This window comes from Marinococcus sp. LNHM4E3-1, from assembly GCF_056034405.1.
On sequence record NZ_JBQLID010000002.1, the window covers coordinates 170563 to 187351 of the forward strand.

Sequence of the window (16789 nt, forward strand, 5' to 3'; positions counted from 1 at the left end):
TCCCGGCCTTCTTTTGTCAGAATATTGCATTCACCCGGGCGGGGGAGTACGATAATGATAAGTTGTTAAAGAGAAGGGAGAAAGGAGCTGCTTGTATTGCATGAATGGGAAGAACAGCTGCGTGCTCTTTTAAGTGATAAACGGGTATTTACAGAGCTTGCCGACCGTTACAGCTACAGCTTTGATGCCTCTTTTGGCGAGCATCTGCCGGAGGTGGTTGTACAGCCTAAAACGATCGAAGAAGTACAGACGATCATGAAAATTGCCAACCGGTTCGGACTGGCTGTAACGCCCAGGGGGCAGGGCACCTGTCTGAGCGGTGGCCCGCTGCCGGTTAAGGGGGGAATCCTGCTGGATATGGCGCAATGGCCCCGGGAAATTGACGTTTTCGCTGATGACTTGATTGCGGTCGTCACCCCGAGTGTGCTGACGGCTGATATTCATACGGCTGCCGAAAATTACGGTTTAATGTACCCGCCTGATCCAAGCAGTGCCCACGTATCAACAATTGGTGGGAATCTGGCTGAGAATTCCGGGGGGCCGAGAGGGCTGAAGTATGGAGTAACCAAGGATTTTGTAATTGGTCTTGAAATCGTTACCCCGGAGGGCGAGGTGATGCACACAGGCGGTCGTACCATTAAAAATGTAACCGGTTACGATTTAACCAAGCTGCTCGTCGGCTCCGAAGGGACGCTTGGAGTAATTACAAAAGCGACGCTCAAGCTGGTGCCAAAGCCTCCGGCCGTACAAACGATGATGGCTGCCTTTACAGACATGGCAACAGCCGGGAAGGCTATCTCCAAAACGCTCACCTCAGGAGTGCTTCCGGCAAAAATGGAATTTATGGACCGGGCCTGCATTGAAGCCGTTGAGCGGTACCGCCCGTCAGGTCTGCCCACTGCCTCGGAAGCACTGCTTTTGATCGAACTCGACGGCCATCCTGAGACAATTAAATTAGAAGCCAAACAGGTGAAGCACATTCTCGAGGAGTTAAAAGCAGATCCAATCATTACAGCCGAAAGCGATGAAGAAGCACAGAAGCTGTGGAGTGCAAGAAAGCTTGTGTCGCCGGCAATTGCGACGATCAAACCGACAAAAATTTCCGAAGATGCCACAGTGCCAAGAAGCCGGATCCCGGAAATGATGGAACGGCTGAAGCAAATCAAAGAGGATTATCAGGTGGAGCTCGTCGTGTTTGGACATATCGGGGACGGCAACCTGCATCCGGATATTATGTGCGACCAGCGTGATGAAGAAGAAATGATACGCGCTGAAAAAGCGGTGGCGGAAATCTTCCGGGCAGCCCTGGAGCTTGGAGGCACGCTTTCTGGAGAACACGGTATTGGCACGATGAAAGCCCCCTTTATGGAACAGGAAATGGGAGAGGTGGGAGTATCAATGCTAAAACGGATCAAAGAAGCCTGGGATCCAAACAACATTATGAACCCGGGGAAAATATTCGCAGAAAAAGGGCAGAAGCTGGTGCTGCGTGATGGCTGATACACTAAAAGACATGCTGCGCTACGATTTGACCTTTGACTGTGTGCAGTGCGGCTACTGTCTTCCTGTCTGCCCGACATACGAAACAATGGAGCGCGAGACGCATTCCCCGCGCGGCCGTATTAATTTAATCAAAATGGTTGCAGAAGGAAAAGCATCAGTGGAGGATTTAAAACAGCCAATCGACAAATGCCTGGGATGCATGGCGTGTACGACCGTCTGCCCGACTGATGTACAGTACGGCCAGCTGTTTGAAAGTGCGAAGCATGTGATCGATGAATATGAAGAAAAAACGTTCATACAGCAAAAGACCGAAAATTTTTTATTTCACTCCTTCTTTCCTTCTGGAGCATGGATGGATCAGCTTGGAAATGCAACATGGCTGTACCAGGTGAGTGGTCTGCAAAAAGCGGCACGGGGGCTGAATTTAATGTCTGCGGCACCGCTTCATCTCGGTAAATTTGAGCAGGTGCTGCCATCGGCCCCCTCGCCTAAAGAGAGGCATGCAAGGAAAAATCGTCTGCACCCGGATGGCCCGGCGAAGGCAGTGGTCGCATTTTTCACCGGGTGTGTAATGGACAGCGTATTTTTTAAGCAAAATGAAAAAACGATGGAGCTGCTCCGGCTTTCTGGAGCGGAAGTGCAGCTTCCGGAGGCGCAGACCTGCTGCGGAGCGCTGCACGCCCATGCAGGTAAAGAGCCTGAAGCTGTCACGCTTGCCAGGGAAAATATACAGGCCTTTGAAGAAAAGCCAGTTGATTATATCGTAAACAACGCCGGGGGCTGCGGAGCCCAGCTCCATAAATACGGGGAGCTGTTCGCCGGCGACCCGGAGTGGGAGCAGCGGGCGAAAGCTTTCTCCGAGAAGGTGAGAGACATTACAGAAGTACTGGTGGAGCTTGACGGCCTGGAGTTTACCGGAAAGGTCGAGGAAACCTATACGTATCAGCCTTCCTGTCATATGACGAATGTGCAGAAGGTAAAAGAACCACCGCTGCAGCTGCTCCGCTCAGTGCCGGGGGTAACGCTTAGAGAGCTCGATCAGCCTGACTTCTGTTGTGGTTCGGCAGGCATCTATAACATTACGCAGCACGAAGATGCAATGAATATTCTGGATGTGAAAATGGAAGACGTTAAGCGGCAGCGCCCAGAGGGAATTGTCACGACCAACCCGGGCTGTATGCTCCAGATGAAATTGGGGGTACAGCGTGAAGGTCTCGAAGAAGAAATTGATACGGTGCATATTGTCGATCTGCTGATGAAAGCTAAGCCTGTAACTAAAAAGGCGGTGCAGGCGTAAAAGTAAATGAACAACTGGAAGGGCCTTTTGGTTTAGCGGCAGCGCAGAAGGGGGAAATGGTAACGAGTGTAAAAAGAAACTGAGGCGTGAAGGGAGAAGGTAAAACCATGGTGCTGATTGATACAATATTTGTGGTTGCCACCTTCTTCTGGATCGCCGAATTTTTTTTATTCAGGCAGAAGGCTCCCTCAAAAGAGCCGGAGCTTACTGAACGACGCTCGTTCCGCTGGATACTTGCGGCTATTATTTTGTCGATGGGGACAGCAGTGGTATTTGGCGAGACTGGTTTTCTCAGCCTCTCCTCAGTTTGGCTGCAGGCTGCCGGGCTTTGTCTGTACGGAGCCGGTATTGGCCTTCGGTATTGGGGAATTCTTCATTTGCGGGACCAGTTCAGCAGAGACGTTTCTGTCAGAAACGGGGACCGCCTGGTAAGCAGCGGTCCGTACCGTCGTTTGTGCCATCCGCTTTATACCGCTTTATTTTTCATTGTACTTGGCTTTTGCTTATTCATGAATAGCCCCGGAGCAGCAGTCATAAGTACAGGAGTCATGGTGCCGGCACTTCTTTACCGAATCCGTATTGAAGAAGAAATGCTGCGTCAAACGCACGGCGATACGTATCGTTTATGGTGCCGGCAGAGAAACCGGCTAATTCCATTTTTGTACTAATTCACGGAGGTGTGCTATTTGAAGAAAAAAGCAATTGTCATTGGCGGAGGCCTTGGAGGCATGTCCGCAGCTATCCGGCTGCAGACGGATGGATATGAGGTAACGTTACTGGAGAAAAATGAAAATCTTGGCGGCAAATTAAACCGCCGCAGCGGCAAAGGATTCACCTTTGACACCGGACCGTCCATCCTGACGATGCCATGGGTGCTTGAACAGCTGTTCCACAGCGCGAACCGCTACCTTGATGACTACATACAGGTAGAACGGGTTGAACCGCAGTGGAAAACATTTTTCGAGGACGGAACATCACTGAATGTTACGAGCGATCTGCCCGGCATGATTGAAGAGGCAGCGAAAGTAACGGATCAGCCTAGCCGTAAAATAACAGAATTTTTATCCTATACAGAAGAAATGTATGAATTATGCATGAAAAGCTTTTATAAATACAGCATCGAAGATTTAAAGGATTTGAAAAGTCACCACACGCTGGGTGACTTAATGAAGATGGATCCGTTGAATACGGTGGCCAAAGCGACGCATAAACAGTTTGACAACAAATACCTCGAGCAGATGTTCAACTTCTTCATTATGTATGTCGGATCCAATCCATACGCAGCGCCAGCTATTTTAAACCAGCTTGTCTATGTTCAGCTTGGGCTCGGCATCCATTATGTGAAGGGCGGCATGTACAAAATTGCCGAGGGTATGGAACGCCTGATGCAGGAGCTCCGGGTTGATATTCATCTGAACAGCCCGGTCAGCCAGCTGCTGGTGGAAAACGACCGGGTGACTGGTGTGGAAACAGAGGATGGAGACAAGTATGAGGCGGATGTTGTCGTTTCGAACCTTGAAGCAATTCCGGCCTACAATACGATTGCTCCTTCGGAAACGAAGGCAAAAAAAGAATCCAAAAAGCTAAGCAAAACGTTTATTCCTACTGTTTCCGGTGTCGTGCTGCTTCTCGGGGTGAATAAAAAATTCGACGGTCTGCACCATCACAATTTCTTTTTTTCAGAGGATCCTGAGCTTGAATTCAAGCAGGTATTCGAAGAAAAGGTTCCAGCTGATGACCCGACAGTGTATATTGGTATCTCCGCCCGGTCGGATGAGACCCAGGCGCCGGAAGGAAAAGACAATCTGTTCGTCCTGACGCATGTACCTCCGATGGATGCCAAGCAGAAAAAATCCTTTGACTGGGATAAGTACCAGGAGACAATTTTGAATAAATTAGAGCGAAACGGACTGGACGGCCTGCGGGAGTCGATCGAGTTTGAATACCGTTTCACTCCGGAAGGCCTTGAAGAACTCTACGGCGCTAACGGAGGCTCGATTTACGGCGTAGCCTCTGATCAAAAAGTGAACGGCGGGTTCAAAGTGCCGGCGAAAAGCAGAATATATGACAATTTGTATTTTGCCGGAGGGTCCACGCATCCCGGCGGTGGTGTACCAATGGTGACACTGTCCGGACAGCTGACAGCAGATCTGATTCAAAAACACGAGCAGGCAGAAGTGAAAAAATAGCCTGATAACCCTTCCTTATAAAAAAGGAGGGGTTTTTCCTGTTATGGGCTCATGATGCGAACAAAGGAAAGGAGGCATAAGCCTTGGTTTTGTGATAATATAAATTAAGTATGGGATTCAACGAAAATCAAAGCGAATTGGCGATAATTATACATAAAACGGGGGTTACATACCGATGGTACAATCAAAAGCTTCAATTACAGCATTAGGATCTTTTGTTCCGGAAAAACGACTGACGAATGATGATCTGGAAAAAATGGTGGAAACAAACGACGAGTGGATTACGTCCCGCACCGGCATCAAAGAACGCAGAATCACGGAAGAGGACGAATTCACCAGCACGATCTGTTTGAAAGCAGCGGAAGAGCTGCAGCAGGTGAGCGGCAAGACGATTGACGACGTGGATTTGATTATTGTGTGCACGTTGACGCCGGACCATAAAACGCCGAGTGTTGCCTCTCTCGTGCAGGCCGGCCTTGGCATTTCCGGCGCAGGCGCTTTTGATTTAAACGCTGCTTGTGCGGGCTTTTCCTACGGACTGCACGTGGCAGATGGTATGATTACCTCCGGTCTTCACCGTAAAGTGCTGGTGATCGGCGCTGAAACACTTTCCAAAATTACAGACTACACGGACCGTGCCACATGTATTTTGTTCGGGGACGGCGCCGGTGCCGCTCTTGTGGAAGCGGACGAAAGCAGCCCCTCCTTTCTTGCGGCCCTCACGGATTCGGACGGAAAAAAAGGAGAGTACCTGTACTGCACCGATTTGTCCAACCAGATTGGCGGCCACGAAGTGGATCCGGATGGTTATGTGGTCCAGAACGGACGGGAAGTTTACAAATGGGCGGTTAAGACAGTGCCTCAAGGTATCGACAAGCTTCTTAGTGATGCAGGAGTGACGATTGAGGACATCGACTGGTTTGCCCCGCACAGCGCGAACATGAGAATGATCGAGTCGATTTGCGAACGTACCGGTATTCCAGTGGAAAAGACGCTGACGAGCCTCGAATATTACGGCAATACCTCATCTGCTACGATTCCGTTGTCTCTCCGGGAAGCACAGAAGGACGGCCGACTGAAGAAAGGTGACCTCGTGCTTATCTATGGATTTGGCGGCGGTCTGGCACAATCAGCTTTATTAGTCCGCTGGCATGCAGAATAATGGAACTGAAAAAGCTCCCGGAAACGGGGGCTTTTTTTGATGGACCAAATGAAGAGAAATCGTCTCGCATATAATGTCTGCAGTTAAGAGGTAACGGTAAAGGTTACGATTATAGTGCGGCGGGTATATAGAGTAGGTGATCAATTCAGAAAAGCATTGGAGGAAATAACATGGCAGAGGTTGAAGGAAAAGTAGTTATACTGACAGGTGCTTCAAGCGGTATCGGTGAAGCAGCGGCTAAGGAATTAGCCGCTAAGGGAGCTAAAGTAGTGCTGGCTGCCCGCCGCGAGGAACGTCTCCAGCAGCTTCAGAAAGATATCGAACAGAACGGCGGTACTGCAGCCTATAAAGTAGTGGATGTCACCTCCCAGGAGCAGATGGACGAACTTGCCCGGTTTGCCAATGAAACGTACGGCCAAATTGACGTTATAGTAAACAATGCGGGGCTGATGCCGCTTTCGATGCTCCGGAACCGGCAGTTTGAAGACTGGAATCAGATGATCGATGTGAATATTAAAGGCGTACTTTACGGTATTGGTGCCGTGCTGCCCTACATGAGAGAAAGAAAAGAAGGCCACATTATTAATGTTTCCTCAGTAGCTGGCCATCAGGTATCTCCGGGTGGTGCCGTCTATAGCGGAACGAAATACGCTGTGCGCGCTATTTCGGAGGGGCTTCGTAAAGAAGAATCGCCGGAAAACAACATCCGCTCTACCATTATTTCACCTGGGGCTGTGGAATCGGAGCTTACTGAAACGATATCGGATAATCAGGTGAAAGAACGCGTAGATGAGCTGTATAAAAACGCGATCTCTTCAGAAAGCATTGCCCGCACCATTCGGTATGCGATTGAAGAACCGGCGGAAGTATCGGTTAATGAAATTGTCGTACGTCCAACTGCCCAAATGTAAAAACAACGGCACCTGTCTACACGGACAGGTGCTGTTGTCATTTATAGCGGCATATAGAATTTCACCATTGAAACAAAGCGTTTACGGGTAAAGAAACTCATAGAGTGAAGGAGGTTTTTGATGGCAGAACTATCATTTAAATATGTACATGTGAACGGCATTCGTCTTCATGTCGCTGCTGCGGGCCCAAAGGACGGAGAAATGGTTATCCTTCTGCACGGCTTCCCGGAATTTTGGAGAGCCTGGGAAAAGCAGATGCTCGCCCTGGCGGAGGAGGGCTATTTTGTTGTGGTACCTGATCAGCGGGGCTATCACCTGAGCGCCAAGCCCTCCGGAACAGCATCCTATACAATGGACGCTCTCCGGGATGATATCATCGGCCTCATTTTTCACTTCAAAAGAGAAAAAGCCGTAATAGCCGGGCATGACTGGGGCGGGGCAATAGGCTGGTATATGGCACTTACCCGTCCGGAATACATTTCGTTGTTTATCCCTGTTAATATGCCGCATTTAACAGCTATGCCAAGGACAATGCTCACCCGTCCAATGGACTTGCTCAAAGGGTATTACATGGCGGCCTTCCAGCTTCCCGCCCTCCCTGACAAAGCGGCTGCCATGTTCCAATACGCTGCATTGAAAGCTCACCTGACTGTGACGAGCTGTCCCGGAGCGTTTTCAGAGCGGGGCCTGGACGCATACCAATTTGCCTGGTCTCAGCCCGGCAGCGTAACGGCCATGTTCAATTGGTTTCGGGCAATCCCATTCGGGCCGGCAGAAGCGATGAGTACAGAAACTATCAATGTGCCCGTGCGTATGATCTGGGGTATGCATGATTGGTTTTTGGGCACCGCTGCTGCTAAAGAGAGCCTGAAATACTGCAGCGATGGAAACGGGGTTTTTATTGAAGAAGCGACGCACTGGGTACATCATGAACAACCGGAGCTCGTTACGCAGTTCATCAAAAGCTTTATTCAGGAAAAACAACTAGGGGGCAGTACGTATGCAGAATATCAGCTTTGAGACAATAACGGTAAACGGCGTTTCTTTACACACGGCACTGGCTGGGCCGGAGGAGGGACCGCTTGTGGTGCTTCTGCATGGCTTTCCGGAGTTTTGGTATGAGTGGAGACATTTAATCGGACCGCTTGCAGCACGTGGATACCGGGTGGCGGCGCCGGATCAGCGCGGATACAATCAAAGCAGCAAGCCGCTTGAAATTGAAGCTTATGCCCTGGACGAGCTGCGTGATGACGTGACAGAGCTCATCAAAGCACTGGGACGGGAAAAAGCAGTGATCGTCGGCCACGACTGGGGCGGAGCGGTCGGGTGGTACACGGCAGCCTCAAGGCCGGAATACGTGGAGAAATTTATTGCTATCAATATTCCACACCTGCCTGCTATGCCGGCGAGCATGAAAAAAGATCCCACGCAGCTTTTGAGAAGCTCGTATATGCTTTTTTTTCAGCTTCCGAGACTGCCGGAAAAGCTGCTTGCCTATAATGACTTTGAGGAGTTTGCCAACGGACTCGTAAAAACGAGCAGGCCCGGAGCTTTTACCGGGGAGGATCTGGAAAAATATAAAGAAGCATGGTCGCAGCCGAATGCGGCCACAACCATGATCAACTGGTACAGAGGGATGAGAAAAGGGCCAAAGGATATTGTGGAATCAAGTCACGTGACTCCGCCAGTACGGATTATCTGGGGTGTGGGAGACGCCTTTTTATCGAAGGCCTCTGCCCGGACAAGTCTTGAATACTGCCGTGCCGGAGAGCTGATTTTTGTATCCGATGCCACGCATTGGGTAGTTCATGAGCAGCCGGATATTGTAGAGCGGCTGGTGACGGAATTTATAGAACAGACGTGAAGCCGCCGCTCAGGCATTGGCTCTGCGGAAGCTGATGGTGGCAAGCGCGATCAGAATAGAAGTGAAAATAATTAAAAAGAGCAGTTCCTCTGCCACTGTTACTGTACGCCCGAACAGCTGCAGGCTCAGTCCGAGTGCATCCTGGGCGGCGACCGGGAGATCTCCGGCGCCGGTCATTACTTTTTTCATAGCGTCTACGCCGTAGGTGACAGGATTAACCTTAACAAGGATATCCATCCAGGCTGGCATATTCGTTACTGGAAACAATGCTCCGGAAAGAAACACCATTGGAAACACGAGTACCTGCACAATCAGCTGGAACCCCTGCGTTGAGCGAAGCAGGCTTGCTATCAGCAGGCCAAGGGAAGCGAGCGTGCAGGAAAGCAGAAACATAATTGGCAGCACAGCCAGTACGTTGCTCCATTCGTAGGTTACGCCTAGAACAGGGATTAAAATAAACATCAGCACGCCCTGCATAAACGCAACCGTAGAGGCCCCGAGCATTTTACCGATGGCAATGTTCACCCGGGAGACCGGGGACACGAGAATTTCTTTCATATAGCCGAATTCTTTATCCTGGATAACTGATAAAGAAGAGAAAATTGAAGTCATTAAAAGGGTCATGGCGACAATCCCGGGAAAAATAAACGTAAGGTAATTAAAATCTTCGATTTCAGAGGTTTGATTCATCACCAGATTTTCCATCGTTCCGCTGAAGCCCCCGCCAAAAATAATTAAAAATAAAATAGGCATCGCAAAAGATCCAAGCAGACGGGGGCGATCCCGGATGAATTTCATTAAATCCCGCTGCCAGATGGCAAAAATACCTTCCATATGTATGATCTCCTTTCTTAGGCGGGGCCGGCTTTAATATCTCGCCCTGTATAAGACAAAAATACGTCGTTAAGCGTGGGCCGGCGTATGTTCAGGCTCGTAATAGGGACGGGGATCTGCTGCAGAAAAGTGGATATAAACTGGTCGCTGCTTGGTACCTGGATACGCAGAATGCCTGCTTCCTGTTTTATTTCGGCTTCCGGCATAGCTGCCTGCAGCTGCTTAGCGACAGTGTCATTATCCTCGGTGCCGAGTTCAATGACGTCTCCGCCAACCTGCTTCTTTAAGCGCTCCGGCGTATCAAGGGCGATGATAGTTCCTTTATCCATAATAGCGATACGGTGACTGATTTCTGCCTCATCGAGGTAATGGGTGGTAAGAAATATCGTAATATTTTCCTTTTCCTTCAGGCGGAGAATATACTCCCAAATATGGGCCCGCGTCTGGGGGTCAAGACCGACAGTGGGTTCGTCCAAAAAAAGAACCTTCGGATAGTGCAGCAGGCCGCGGGCAATTTCAAGCCTTCGTTTCATCCCGCCGGAGAATTCTTCTACTTTTTTCTTTTGATTGTCGACCAGATCTACAATTTCAAGCACTTCCTGAATACGTTCTGCCCGTTTATTTTTAGGCACACGGTAAAACCGGCAGTGAAGCTTTAAGTTTTCAAGAGCACTTAATTTTTCGTCGAGTGTATTTTCCTGAAAAATGATGCCAATGCTTTCACGGACTTTTGCTTTTTGTTTAAATGCGTCATATCCATTAATGGTAACGCTTCCGGAAGTGGGAGCGAGCATCGTGCAGATCATGTTGATAGTCGTGCTTTTTCCTGCACCGTTCGGGCCGAGAAAGCCGAATATCTCGCCCTGCGCGACATCAAAATGAATGCCTTTGACTGCTTCCATGTCTTTGAATGATTTTCGCAGATCGTGCACTTGAATAATAGGCTCCATACATTTACCCCTACTTTAGCCATAGTCATTATGTTAGCGTAACTATATAACTTCAGGCAGTTATCGTCAATGGATACGAAAATGAAGAAGGGGTAGGTAATCAAAATTCAGGGTATTGGTTGTATAGAAAGAAGGGGGCAGAAATCATGGAACTTCGAGACCATGTAAAGAAATATTTGGAGCAGAACAATTCTTTCGAGGTGGAAACGGTGGAGGAAGTAGTCGATGAACGCAGACGAAGAAACGAAATGACCTTAGCTCCGTCGGAACGGCCTGCTGTAGCTGAAGTCTTGGATAAAGATATTGATTTAGAAGGACGGACCCTGACCGTGCGCAGATATAAACCAGCATCTGAAGAGCCGCTTCCTGTAGTGATTTTTTTTCATGGCGGCGGATTTGCCGTAGGGAGCCTTGAAACTCATGACACCTTCTGCCGGGTGCTTGCCAACGAACTGGAGGCGTATGTTGTAGCGGTGGACTACAGGCTTGCGCCGAAGCACCCGTTTCCGTCAGGAGTATACGACTGCCTGGACGCTGTTCGCTGGGTGCTTTCCGAGTACCGGGAATGGCCGAATACAGAGGACCGGTTTTACCTGTGCGGTGACAGCGCTGGAGGAAATATTGTCTATGCAGCCTCTACGCTGCTCCGAAGAGAGCAGACATACCTTGAAGGACAGATGCTTCTGTATCCTGTCGCTGATTTTTACAACCGGGAGGAGGATCCGGCGTACGTATCGTATCATCGTTTTAGTGAGGGATACGGCCTGACGGCCAAAAATATAGGCGACTTTTGGGCGCATTACTTAGCGGCCTGGGATGAACGCAGAGATCCGCTCGCTGTACCGATGCGGGATGAAGATAAGCGGGAAAACCCTCCTACTCTTATTATAACGGCAGAATATGATGTGCTTCGGGATGAAGGCGAGGAACTGGCGCGTCAGCTGAAAGAGGCAAATGCAGAGGTGCATCACCACAGGGTGGATGGTACCATTCACGGATTTATCAATCAGTTTCCGCTCGAGGAAGACGGGCAGGAAGCGATGCATTACATGAGGGCGTTTGTACACAAGCATATTGGCAAATGATGAAACCCCCATCCAGCTTCTGCCGGATGGGGGTTTCAGGCAAGCGGCAGTTTAGTCTGAGAAGTCCGGGATCAGCCGCTGCTCCTGAAATTCACGAAGCAGCTGCCGGAGCATGTCATCACTGTTCACGACTTCAGTAAAACCAAACTGTTTTACTTTATTAGTATCAGACATCACATCATACTCTACATTGAAAATGAAATCACCGAATGGCCAGGCGGCCAGTTTCTCAAATGGAATATTCTGCAGACTGTATTTTTCCTGCATTTCCTCCCATAGATCCTGCTGCAGCGGCATGAAATCAGAAAGTGTAATTGTTTGCACGGGCCCGGTGTTCATTTGGAATTCCTCGGCGATGACCGGCCACATGTGCTCCCACCGAAAGAAGTCACCATTGGTAATATTGAACGTCTCAAATGCACACGGTTCATGCAGCGCAGCCCATACGGAACAGCGGGCGAGCAGGCCGGCGTCGGTCACCTGGGCAAGTGATCGGTAGGTAACATCCTTTCCCGGAAAACGAAGGGGGAGGCCGAGTTCTTTAGAAATAGAGGCATAAACAGCAATAACCATGCTTAAATTCATGGGAGTGCCTACCGAATAGCCACATACCACGTCGGGACGCAAAATTGTCCACGACCAGCTTTTTCCTTTCTGGCGGTTTCGCAGGTAATCCTCCTGATTGTAATAAAAGTTCGGCGGCATATGGCGCGGGTCGTTTTCCCGTGCCGGGGTTTTAAAAGCGCTGATGTGCGCACCGTACACTTTGGCTCCCTGCATCAATACGACACGCTGGAGCCGGTCGGAAGTCGCTTCCACGGCCTGGACGGCGCTTTGGAGCATATTGGTATTAACTGTGATCTGTTCTTTGGAGAGTGGATCATAATCCTGATAGGCTGCGTAAAAAATATGAGTGACGGCAGGCACATCCTGAAGTGCCTGCATTATTTCTTCTTCCTTTAAGAGATCAGCCTCCACGTAATAATCGGCCCCGTGGATGTCTTCAGGCTGGTGCCGGGAAATGCCTACAGCGGTCCAGTCTTCGAGCGATGAAATATGTTTTAAAATACTGTGCCTATGATGCCGGTCGCTCCTACGATCAGGGCGGTTTTAGTCATTACAGAGGGCTCCTTTCAGGATATAGGGTAATACAGCTGTATACCACAAATTGGCAGAAACTTAACCTGTCCAACCAGAAAAATCGTCCGGCCAACGAGCCGGACGATGGTAATTACGTATTCTGCTGTTCAGCGGCACGAAGCTCCTCTAGACTCAGGCCGAAGGTCATTTCAAGGTGGGGGTAGTCTTTAAAACCAAGCCAGTCCCCGCCCCAGCTAAAGCCGAGCTCCTTAGCGATCTCCACAGCTTCCGTCCAGTCTGCCTCTCCGTTACCGTTGTCATCGCGTTCCATATCCCAGGCAAGCTCTCCGTCCGGTGTACGCAAAGCAAAATCAACGGCAAGGCCGTAATTATGATATGATTCTCCGCCTCGGGCCTGCGTGACAATTTCTCCCTGTGAAGTCCGGCCCTGGGCATATAAAGCATCCTGCTCTTCCACCGAACGGTATTCGTCCGTTACGACAACTTCGATTCCCTGCTGTTCTGCACGCTGGATCCATTCATTTTTTCGCTCCTCCACAACAGGGTGAAGGCTGTTCTGTTCGACGACTTCGCTTGCTTCCACCTCGGGAAGAGAATTTTGCCTGCTGTTCCATCCGAGTACAACCAGAATAAGGAGTAAACCGGTAATCAGTAGCAAGACATGTCTTTTCACTCAGTTGATTTCCTTTCTTTTTCAACCTGCGTACAGGAAGTATAAACGAGTATTTGTGTCCTGGAACTGTCTGCCTTTAGCTGGGGGCGTCTTCGAGCGCCTGAGCAGCAAGCACAAATCCGCCGGTGATGCCCGCACCGTCCTGGAGCCCCGGAGTAACAATATATTGATCGATATTATGAGTAATCATTGGGTCCTGAACGTATCCCTGCAGAAGCTGCTGCGTCTGTTCCTGTACTTTTGTGAGCAGGGAAGGCTGTTTGCTCACGCCGCCGCCGATAATAATCCGCTCGGGGGTGAGAATCAGAATGTAATTCATCATTGCCTGAGCAAGATAATAAGCTTCAAGGTCCCATACTTCCGGGCGGGAGGTGAGTGCGCTGCCCTTTTCTCCCCAGCGCTGTTCCACGGCGGGCCCTGAAGCAAGTCCCTCAAGGCAGTCACTGTGGTAAGGGCACGTGCCGGTGAAATGGTCCTCAGGATGCCGGCGGACCATAATGTGCCCGGCTTCCGGATGGTTCAGGCCTTCAAGAATATTGTTGTTAATAACCGCACCAACACCGATGCCGGTGCCGACTGTCATATACAGACAGCTCGTCTTTCCAGCGCCGGCACCGTGCTTCCATTCACCGAGCGCCGCCGCATTAACATCGGTGGTGAAGCCTGCCGGCACAGCAAGGTGTTTTTGTACGTCTCCGAGAATGTTAAAGTTTTGCCATGCTGTTTTTGGCGTTGTGGTGATATAGCCGTATGTATCATTTTTTGTATTAATATCAATCGGACCAAAAGAACCAATACCAACAGCTTCGATAGAAAAAACACGGAAAAAATCGTACACCTGCTGCATAGTTTCATCAGGTGTCGTAGTCGGGATGGAAATGCGTTCTTTTATGTCACGGCCGTTTTCACTGACCGCACAGACAAATTTTGTTCCTCCTGCTTCAATGGCGCCGAGCATACAAACAACCTCCTGGTCTTTTGCTGAAATAGTAAACAGATCATTCAAAAATAAATGAAAATTTCATAGGTGATAAAATTCTGCACACTTTTTAATCGTACCTTTTTTTTCTGGTTTTGCAAATATGAAATATACTTGCCGGGCGGGAAAGGAGTAAGCTTGAATGAACAGTAATAGAGAAATAATAGCAAACGTTCAGGGCCAAAGCGGAGAATTGCAGCTGCAGCGCCGCGGCCGGCATTATGAAGTCATAAGTAACGGCACATTTTTGATGGCGACACACAACGGAGAGTCGGAGCGGCGGATGGTGCAAGGAGCGCTGAATCATGCTTATTCAGCAGAGTCGGTGCTGATTGGAGGCCTTGGTGTCGGTTTTTCACTCCACGAAGCGGTGCAGCATGCAGAAACGGTTCATGTAACCGTTGTGGAACTGGAGAAAAACATTATTGAGTGGAACCGCCTGTATTTTCTGGAATGGAACGGAGGGGCTCTTGAAAACAGTAAAGCACAAATCGTAGAGGAAGACCTTCAGGTGTTTCTGGAAAAAAGCACAAACAACCTTTGGGACGCTGTTTGCATGGATACAGATAACGGCCCTGACTGGCTTGTCCGGGAAGACAACCATCACATGTACGAGGCGGGAGGACTTCAAACGGTTTACGCCGCGCTCCGGCGCGGGGGAGTTGCTGCTTTTTGGAGTGCTTCTTATTCCAGGGCTTTTGAAAACAGTCTGAAACCCGTTTTTGATAATGTATGGATAGAGGAGGTGGATGCCGGACGCGGCGGGCCGGATGTTATTTTTTACGCCCGGAAAGCAGAATATATGCGTCCATCACATAATTTTTGAGATTTTTTTAGCCCTCTACAGTGATACAAAAGATACAGAGAAGGGTACGATATGAAAGTACTGTGTAAACAGTGGGAGATGAAGGGGCCAGGGAGGAAATGGAATGAAAAAGATATCAATTGTAATTCCTTCGTTTAATGAAGAGGACAACATTGTATCTGTATATGAATCACTGCAGAACCATTTAGGGCATCTGCCCTATGAAATAGAGGCACTTTATGTAGATGATGGAAGCTCGGACCGGACACTGACAAAGATGAGAGAGCTTGCCGGGATGCATGAAAATGTAAGCTACGTTTCTTTTACCCGTAATTTTGGAAAAGAAGCAGCACTGATTGCCGGACTGCATCATGCGGACGGGGACGCTGTAGTAATCATTGACGCTGACCTGCAGCATCCGTCCGAGGTGATTCTCGAACTGATTGAAGGATACGAAGAAGGCTATGATCAGGTGATTGCAAAACGGAACCGGGAAGGAGATTCCAAGTTCCGTTCCGGTATGGCATCGATGTATTATAAATTTATTAACAGAATGGTGGATGTGAAGCTTGAAGACGGCGTCGGTGATTTCCGCCTCTTAAGCCGGCGGGCGTTGGACGCCCTGCTATCCCTGAGTGAAGCCAACCGTTTTTCGAAGGGGCTTTTTTCATGGATCGGCTTTCCGTCCAAAACGGTTTACTACGAAAATGTTCAGCGTCAGGAGGGCGAAACCAAATGGTCGTTTTCGAGCCTGCTGAATTACGGCGTTGACGGCATGATTTCCTTTAATAACCGTCCGCTGCGTGTCTGTTTGTATACCGGCCTGGTCGTGATGCTGCTTGCGCTGGTTTATATCGGTATTACGTTTGTGCAGATTCTGAGGATGGGAATAGAAGTGCCGGGTTATTTTACGACTATTTCCGCTATACTGTTTTTAGGGGGCGTGCAGCTAATGAGCCTTGGCGTGCTCGGGGAGTATATCGGACGCATTTACTATGAAACGAAAAGGCGCCCGCACTATTTGGTGCAGGAATCTAATACGAAAAGGCGAGATGCATGAAACAGTTGAATAATGAGTTTACCAGATTTGTTTTAGTGGGCGGTATGAATACGTTAAACTATTACGCCGCCTACTTACTGCTTCACGTGGTGCTTTCGGTACCATATATGATCGCCCATATTACCGGGTTTTTTATCAGCTTTGTCATTTCTTTCTTTTTAAATACATACTTTACTTACAAAGTCAGGCCGACATGGAAGAAGTTTTTTCAATTTCCGCTGACCCAGATAGTAAACGTAGGGGCTTCATCCGTTTTTGCATATATATTTGTGGAATGGCTGAGTATTAACAGTACTATCGCCCCGTTGGGAGCGGTGATTTTTACTATACCAATCACTTTCATTGTCACGGGGAAAATACTAAAAAGATAGCGTGG

Annotated in this window: 17 protein-coding genes; 12 read left to right on the forward strand and 5 right to left on the reverse strand. The window is 49.1% G+C overall.

Annotated elements, in window-relative coordinates; all coding sequences use genetic code 11:
- The first annotated feature begins 96 nt into the window (after positions 1-96).
- From ACTRXI_RS02950 to ACTRXI_RS02985, 8 genes are all read left to right on the forward strand, one after another.
- Positions 97-1500: an FAD-binding oxidoreductase gene (locus tag ACTRXI_RS02950; RefSeq protein WP_474260997.1), complete on the forward strand. Its 1404-nt coding sequence runs from the start codon at positions 97-99 to the stop codon at positions 1498-1500.
- A complete protein-coding gene (locus ACTRXI_RS02955; RefSeq protein WP_474260998.1) occupies positions 1493-2800 on the forward strand; it encodes a (Fe-S)-binding protein in 1308 nt (435 codons plus the stop codon). Before ACTRXI_RS02950 ends, ACTRXI_RS02955 begins: the two co-directional genes overlap by 8 nt.
- 107 nt (positions 2801-2907) lie before the next feature.
- Positions 2908-3468 carry a methyltransferase family protein gene (locus ACTRXI_RS02960; RefSeq protein ID WP_474260999.1) on the forward strand — a complete coding sequence of 187 codons (561 nt, stop codon included), beginning with the start codon at positions 2908-2910 and terminating at the stop codon, positions 3466-3468.
- Between the two features lie 18 nt (positions 3469-3486).
- On the forward strand, positions 3487-4989 hold the full coding sequence (locus ACTRXI_RS02965) for a phytoene desaturase family protein (protein WP_474261000.1): 1503 nt from the start codon (positions 3487-3489) through the stop codon (positions 4987-4989).
- A 175-nt stretch (positions 4990-5164) separates the two neighbouring features.
- Entirely contained in the window at positions 5165-6151 is a 987-nt protein-coding gene (locus tag ACTRXI_RS02970; RefSeq protein WP_474261001.1) for a beta-ketoacyl-ACP synthase 3, read from the forward strand.
- A 170-nt stretch (positions 6152-6321) separates the two neighbouring features.
- Entirely contained in the window at positions 6322-7062 is a 741-nt protein-coding gene (locus ACTRXI_RS02975) for an SDR family oxidoreductase (RefSeq protein ID WP_474261002.1), read from the forward strand.
- A gap of 120 nt (positions 7063-7182) precedes the next feature.
- Positions 7183-8082 carry an alpha/beta fold hydrolase gene (locus ACTRXI_RS02980; protein ID WP_474261003.1) on the forward strand — a complete coding sequence of 300 codons (900 nt, stop codon included), beginning with the start codon at positions 7183-7185 and terminating at the stop codon, positions 8080-8082.
- Complete coding sequence (locus tag ACTRXI_RS02985; protein WP_474261004.1) at positions 8063-8926, forward strand: alpha/beta fold hydrolase; 864 nt, start codon at positions 8063-8065, stop codon at positions 8924-8926. Before ACTRXI_RS02980 ends, ACTRXI_RS02985 begins: the two co-directional genes overlap by 20 nt.
- A gap of 9 nt (positions 8927-8935) precedes the next feature.
- Here the strand turns inward: ACTRXI_RS02985 and ACTRXI_RS02990 are convergent, their stop codons facing one another.
- Entirely contained in the window at positions 8936-9760 is an 825-nt protein-coding gene (locus ACTRXI_RS02990; RefSeq protein ID WP_474261005.1) for an ABC transporter permease, read from the reverse strand.
- Positions 9761-9777: 17 nt separating this feature from the next.
- Positions 9778-10710: an ATP-binding cassette domain-containing protein gene (locus tag ACTRXI_RS02995; RefSeq protein ID WP_474261006.1), complete on the reverse strand. Its 933-nt coding sequence runs from the start codon at positions 10708-10710 to the stop codon at positions 9778-9780.
- Between the two features lie 146 nt (positions 10711-10856).
- Between ACTRXI_RS02995 and ACTRXI_RS03000 the strand changes: the two genes are divergently transcribed.
- On the forward strand, positions 10857-11795 hold the full coding sequence (locus tag ACTRXI_RS03000; protein WP_474261007.1) for an alpha/beta hydrolase: 939 nt from the start codon (positions 10857-10859) through the stop codon (positions 11793-11795).
- A 51-nt stretch (positions 11796-11846) separates the two neighbouring features.
- On the opposite strand, the gene ACTRXI_RS03005 is transcribed toward ACTRXI_RS03000, so the two are convergent.
- From ACTRXI_RS03005 to ACTRXI_RS03015, 3 genes are all read right to left on the reverse strand, one after another.
- Positions 11847-12773 carry an SDR family oxidoreductase gene (locus tag ACTRXI_RS03005; protein WP_474261008.1) on the reverse strand — a complete coding sequence of 309 codons (927 nt, stop codon included), beginning with the start codon at positions 12771-12773 and terminating at the stop codon, positions 11847-11849.
- Between the two features lie 253 nt (positions 12774-13026).
- Entirely contained in the window at positions 13027-13569 is a 543-nt protein-coding gene (locus ACTRXI_RS03010; RefSeq protein ID WP_474261009.1) for a M15 family metallopeptidase, read from the reverse strand.
- 76 nt (positions 13570-13645) lie between these two features.
- Positions 13646-14527, reverse strand: a complete 882-nt coding sequence (locus ACTRXI_RS03015; RefSeq protein WP_474261010.1) for an ROK family protein — start codon at positions 14525-14527, stop codon at positions 13646-13648.
- Between the two features lie 163 nt (positions 14528-14690).
- On the opposite strand from ACTRXI_RS03015, the gene ACTRXI_RS03020 reads away from it, so the two are divergent.
- The 3 genes from ACTRXI_RS03020 (at position 14691) to ACTRXI_RS03030 (ending at position 16784) form a co-directional block, all read left to right on the forward strand.
- Positions 14691-15374 carry a spermidine synthase gene (locus ACTRXI_RS03020; protein WP_474261011.1) on the forward strand — a complete coding sequence of 228 codons (684 nt, stop codon included), beginning with the start codon at positions 14691-14693 and terminating at the stop codon, positions 15372-15374.
- 103 nt (positions 15375-15477) lie between these two features.
- Positions 15478-16413: a glycosyltransferase family 2 protein gene (locus ACTRXI_RS03025; protein WP_474261012.1), complete on the forward strand. Its 936-nt coding sequence runs from the start codon at positions 15478-15480 to the stop codon at positions 16411-16413.
- Entirely contained in the window at positions 16410-16784 is a 375-nt protein-coding gene (locus ACTRXI_RS03030) for a GtrA family protein (protein WP_474261013.1), read from the forward strand. Before ACTRXI_RS03025 ends, ACTRXI_RS03030 begins: the two co-directional genes overlap by 4 nt.
- The last annotated feature ends 5 nt before the right edge of the window (positions 16785-16789 follow it).

Excerpts from the sequence above, each read along its gene's own strand:
- ACTRXI_RS02955 (WP_474260998.1), top strand. The coding sequence starts at position 1,493 with ATGGCTGATACACTAAAAGACATGCTGCGCTACGATTTGACCTTTGAC.
- ACTRXI_RS02960 (WP_474260999.1), top strand. The coding sequence starts at position 2,908 with ATGGTGCTGATTGATACAATATTTGTGGTTGCCACCTTCTTCTGGATC.
- ACTRXI_RS02970 (WP_474261001.1), top strand. The coding sequence starts at position 5,165 with ATGGTACAATCAAAAGCTTCAATTACAGCATTAGGATCTTTTGTTCCG.
- ACTRXI_RS02975 (WP_474261002.1), top strand. The coding sequence starts at position 6,322 with ATGGCAGAGGTTGAAGGAAAAGTAGTTATACTGACAGGTGCTTCAAGC.
- ACTRXI_RS02980 (WP_474261003.1), top strand. The coding sequence starts at position 7,183 with ATGGCAGAACTATCATTTAAATATGTACATGTGAACGGCATTCGTCTT.
- ACTRXI_RS02985 (WP_474261004.1), top strand. The coding sequence starts at position 8,063 with ATGCAGAATATCAGCTTTGAGACAATAACGGTAAACGGCGTTTCTTTA.
- ACTRXI_RS02990 (WP_474261005.1), bottom strand. The coding sequence starts at position 9,760 with ATGGAAGGTATTTTTGCCATCTGGCAGCGGGATTTAATGAAATTCATC.
- ACTRXI_RS02995 (WP_474261006.1), bottom strand. The coding sequence starts at position 10,710 with ATGGAGCCTATTATTCAAGTGCACGATCTGCGAAAATCATTCAAAGAC.
- ACTRXI_RS03000 (WP_474261007.1), top strand. The coding sequence starts at position 10,857 with ATGGAACTTCGAGACCATGTAAAGAAATATTTGGAGCAGAACAATTCT.
- ACTRXI_RS03015 (WP_474261010.1), bottom strand. The coding sequence starts at position 14,527 with ATGCTCGGCGCCATTGAAGCAGGAGGAACAAAATTTGTCTGTGCGGTC.
- ACTRXI_RS03020 (WP_474261011.1), top strand. The coding sequence starts at position 14,691 with ATGAACAGTAATAGAGAAATAATAGCAAACGTTCAGGGCCAAAGCGGA.
- ACTRXI_RS03025 (WP_474261012.1), top strand. The coding sequence starts at position 15,478 with ATGAAAAAGATATCAATTGTAATTCCTTCGTTTAATGAAGAGGACAAC.
- ACTRXI_RS03030 (WP_474261013.1), top strand. The coding sequence starts at position 16,410 with ATGAAACAGTTGAATAATGAGTTTACCAGATTTGTTTTAGTGGGCGGT.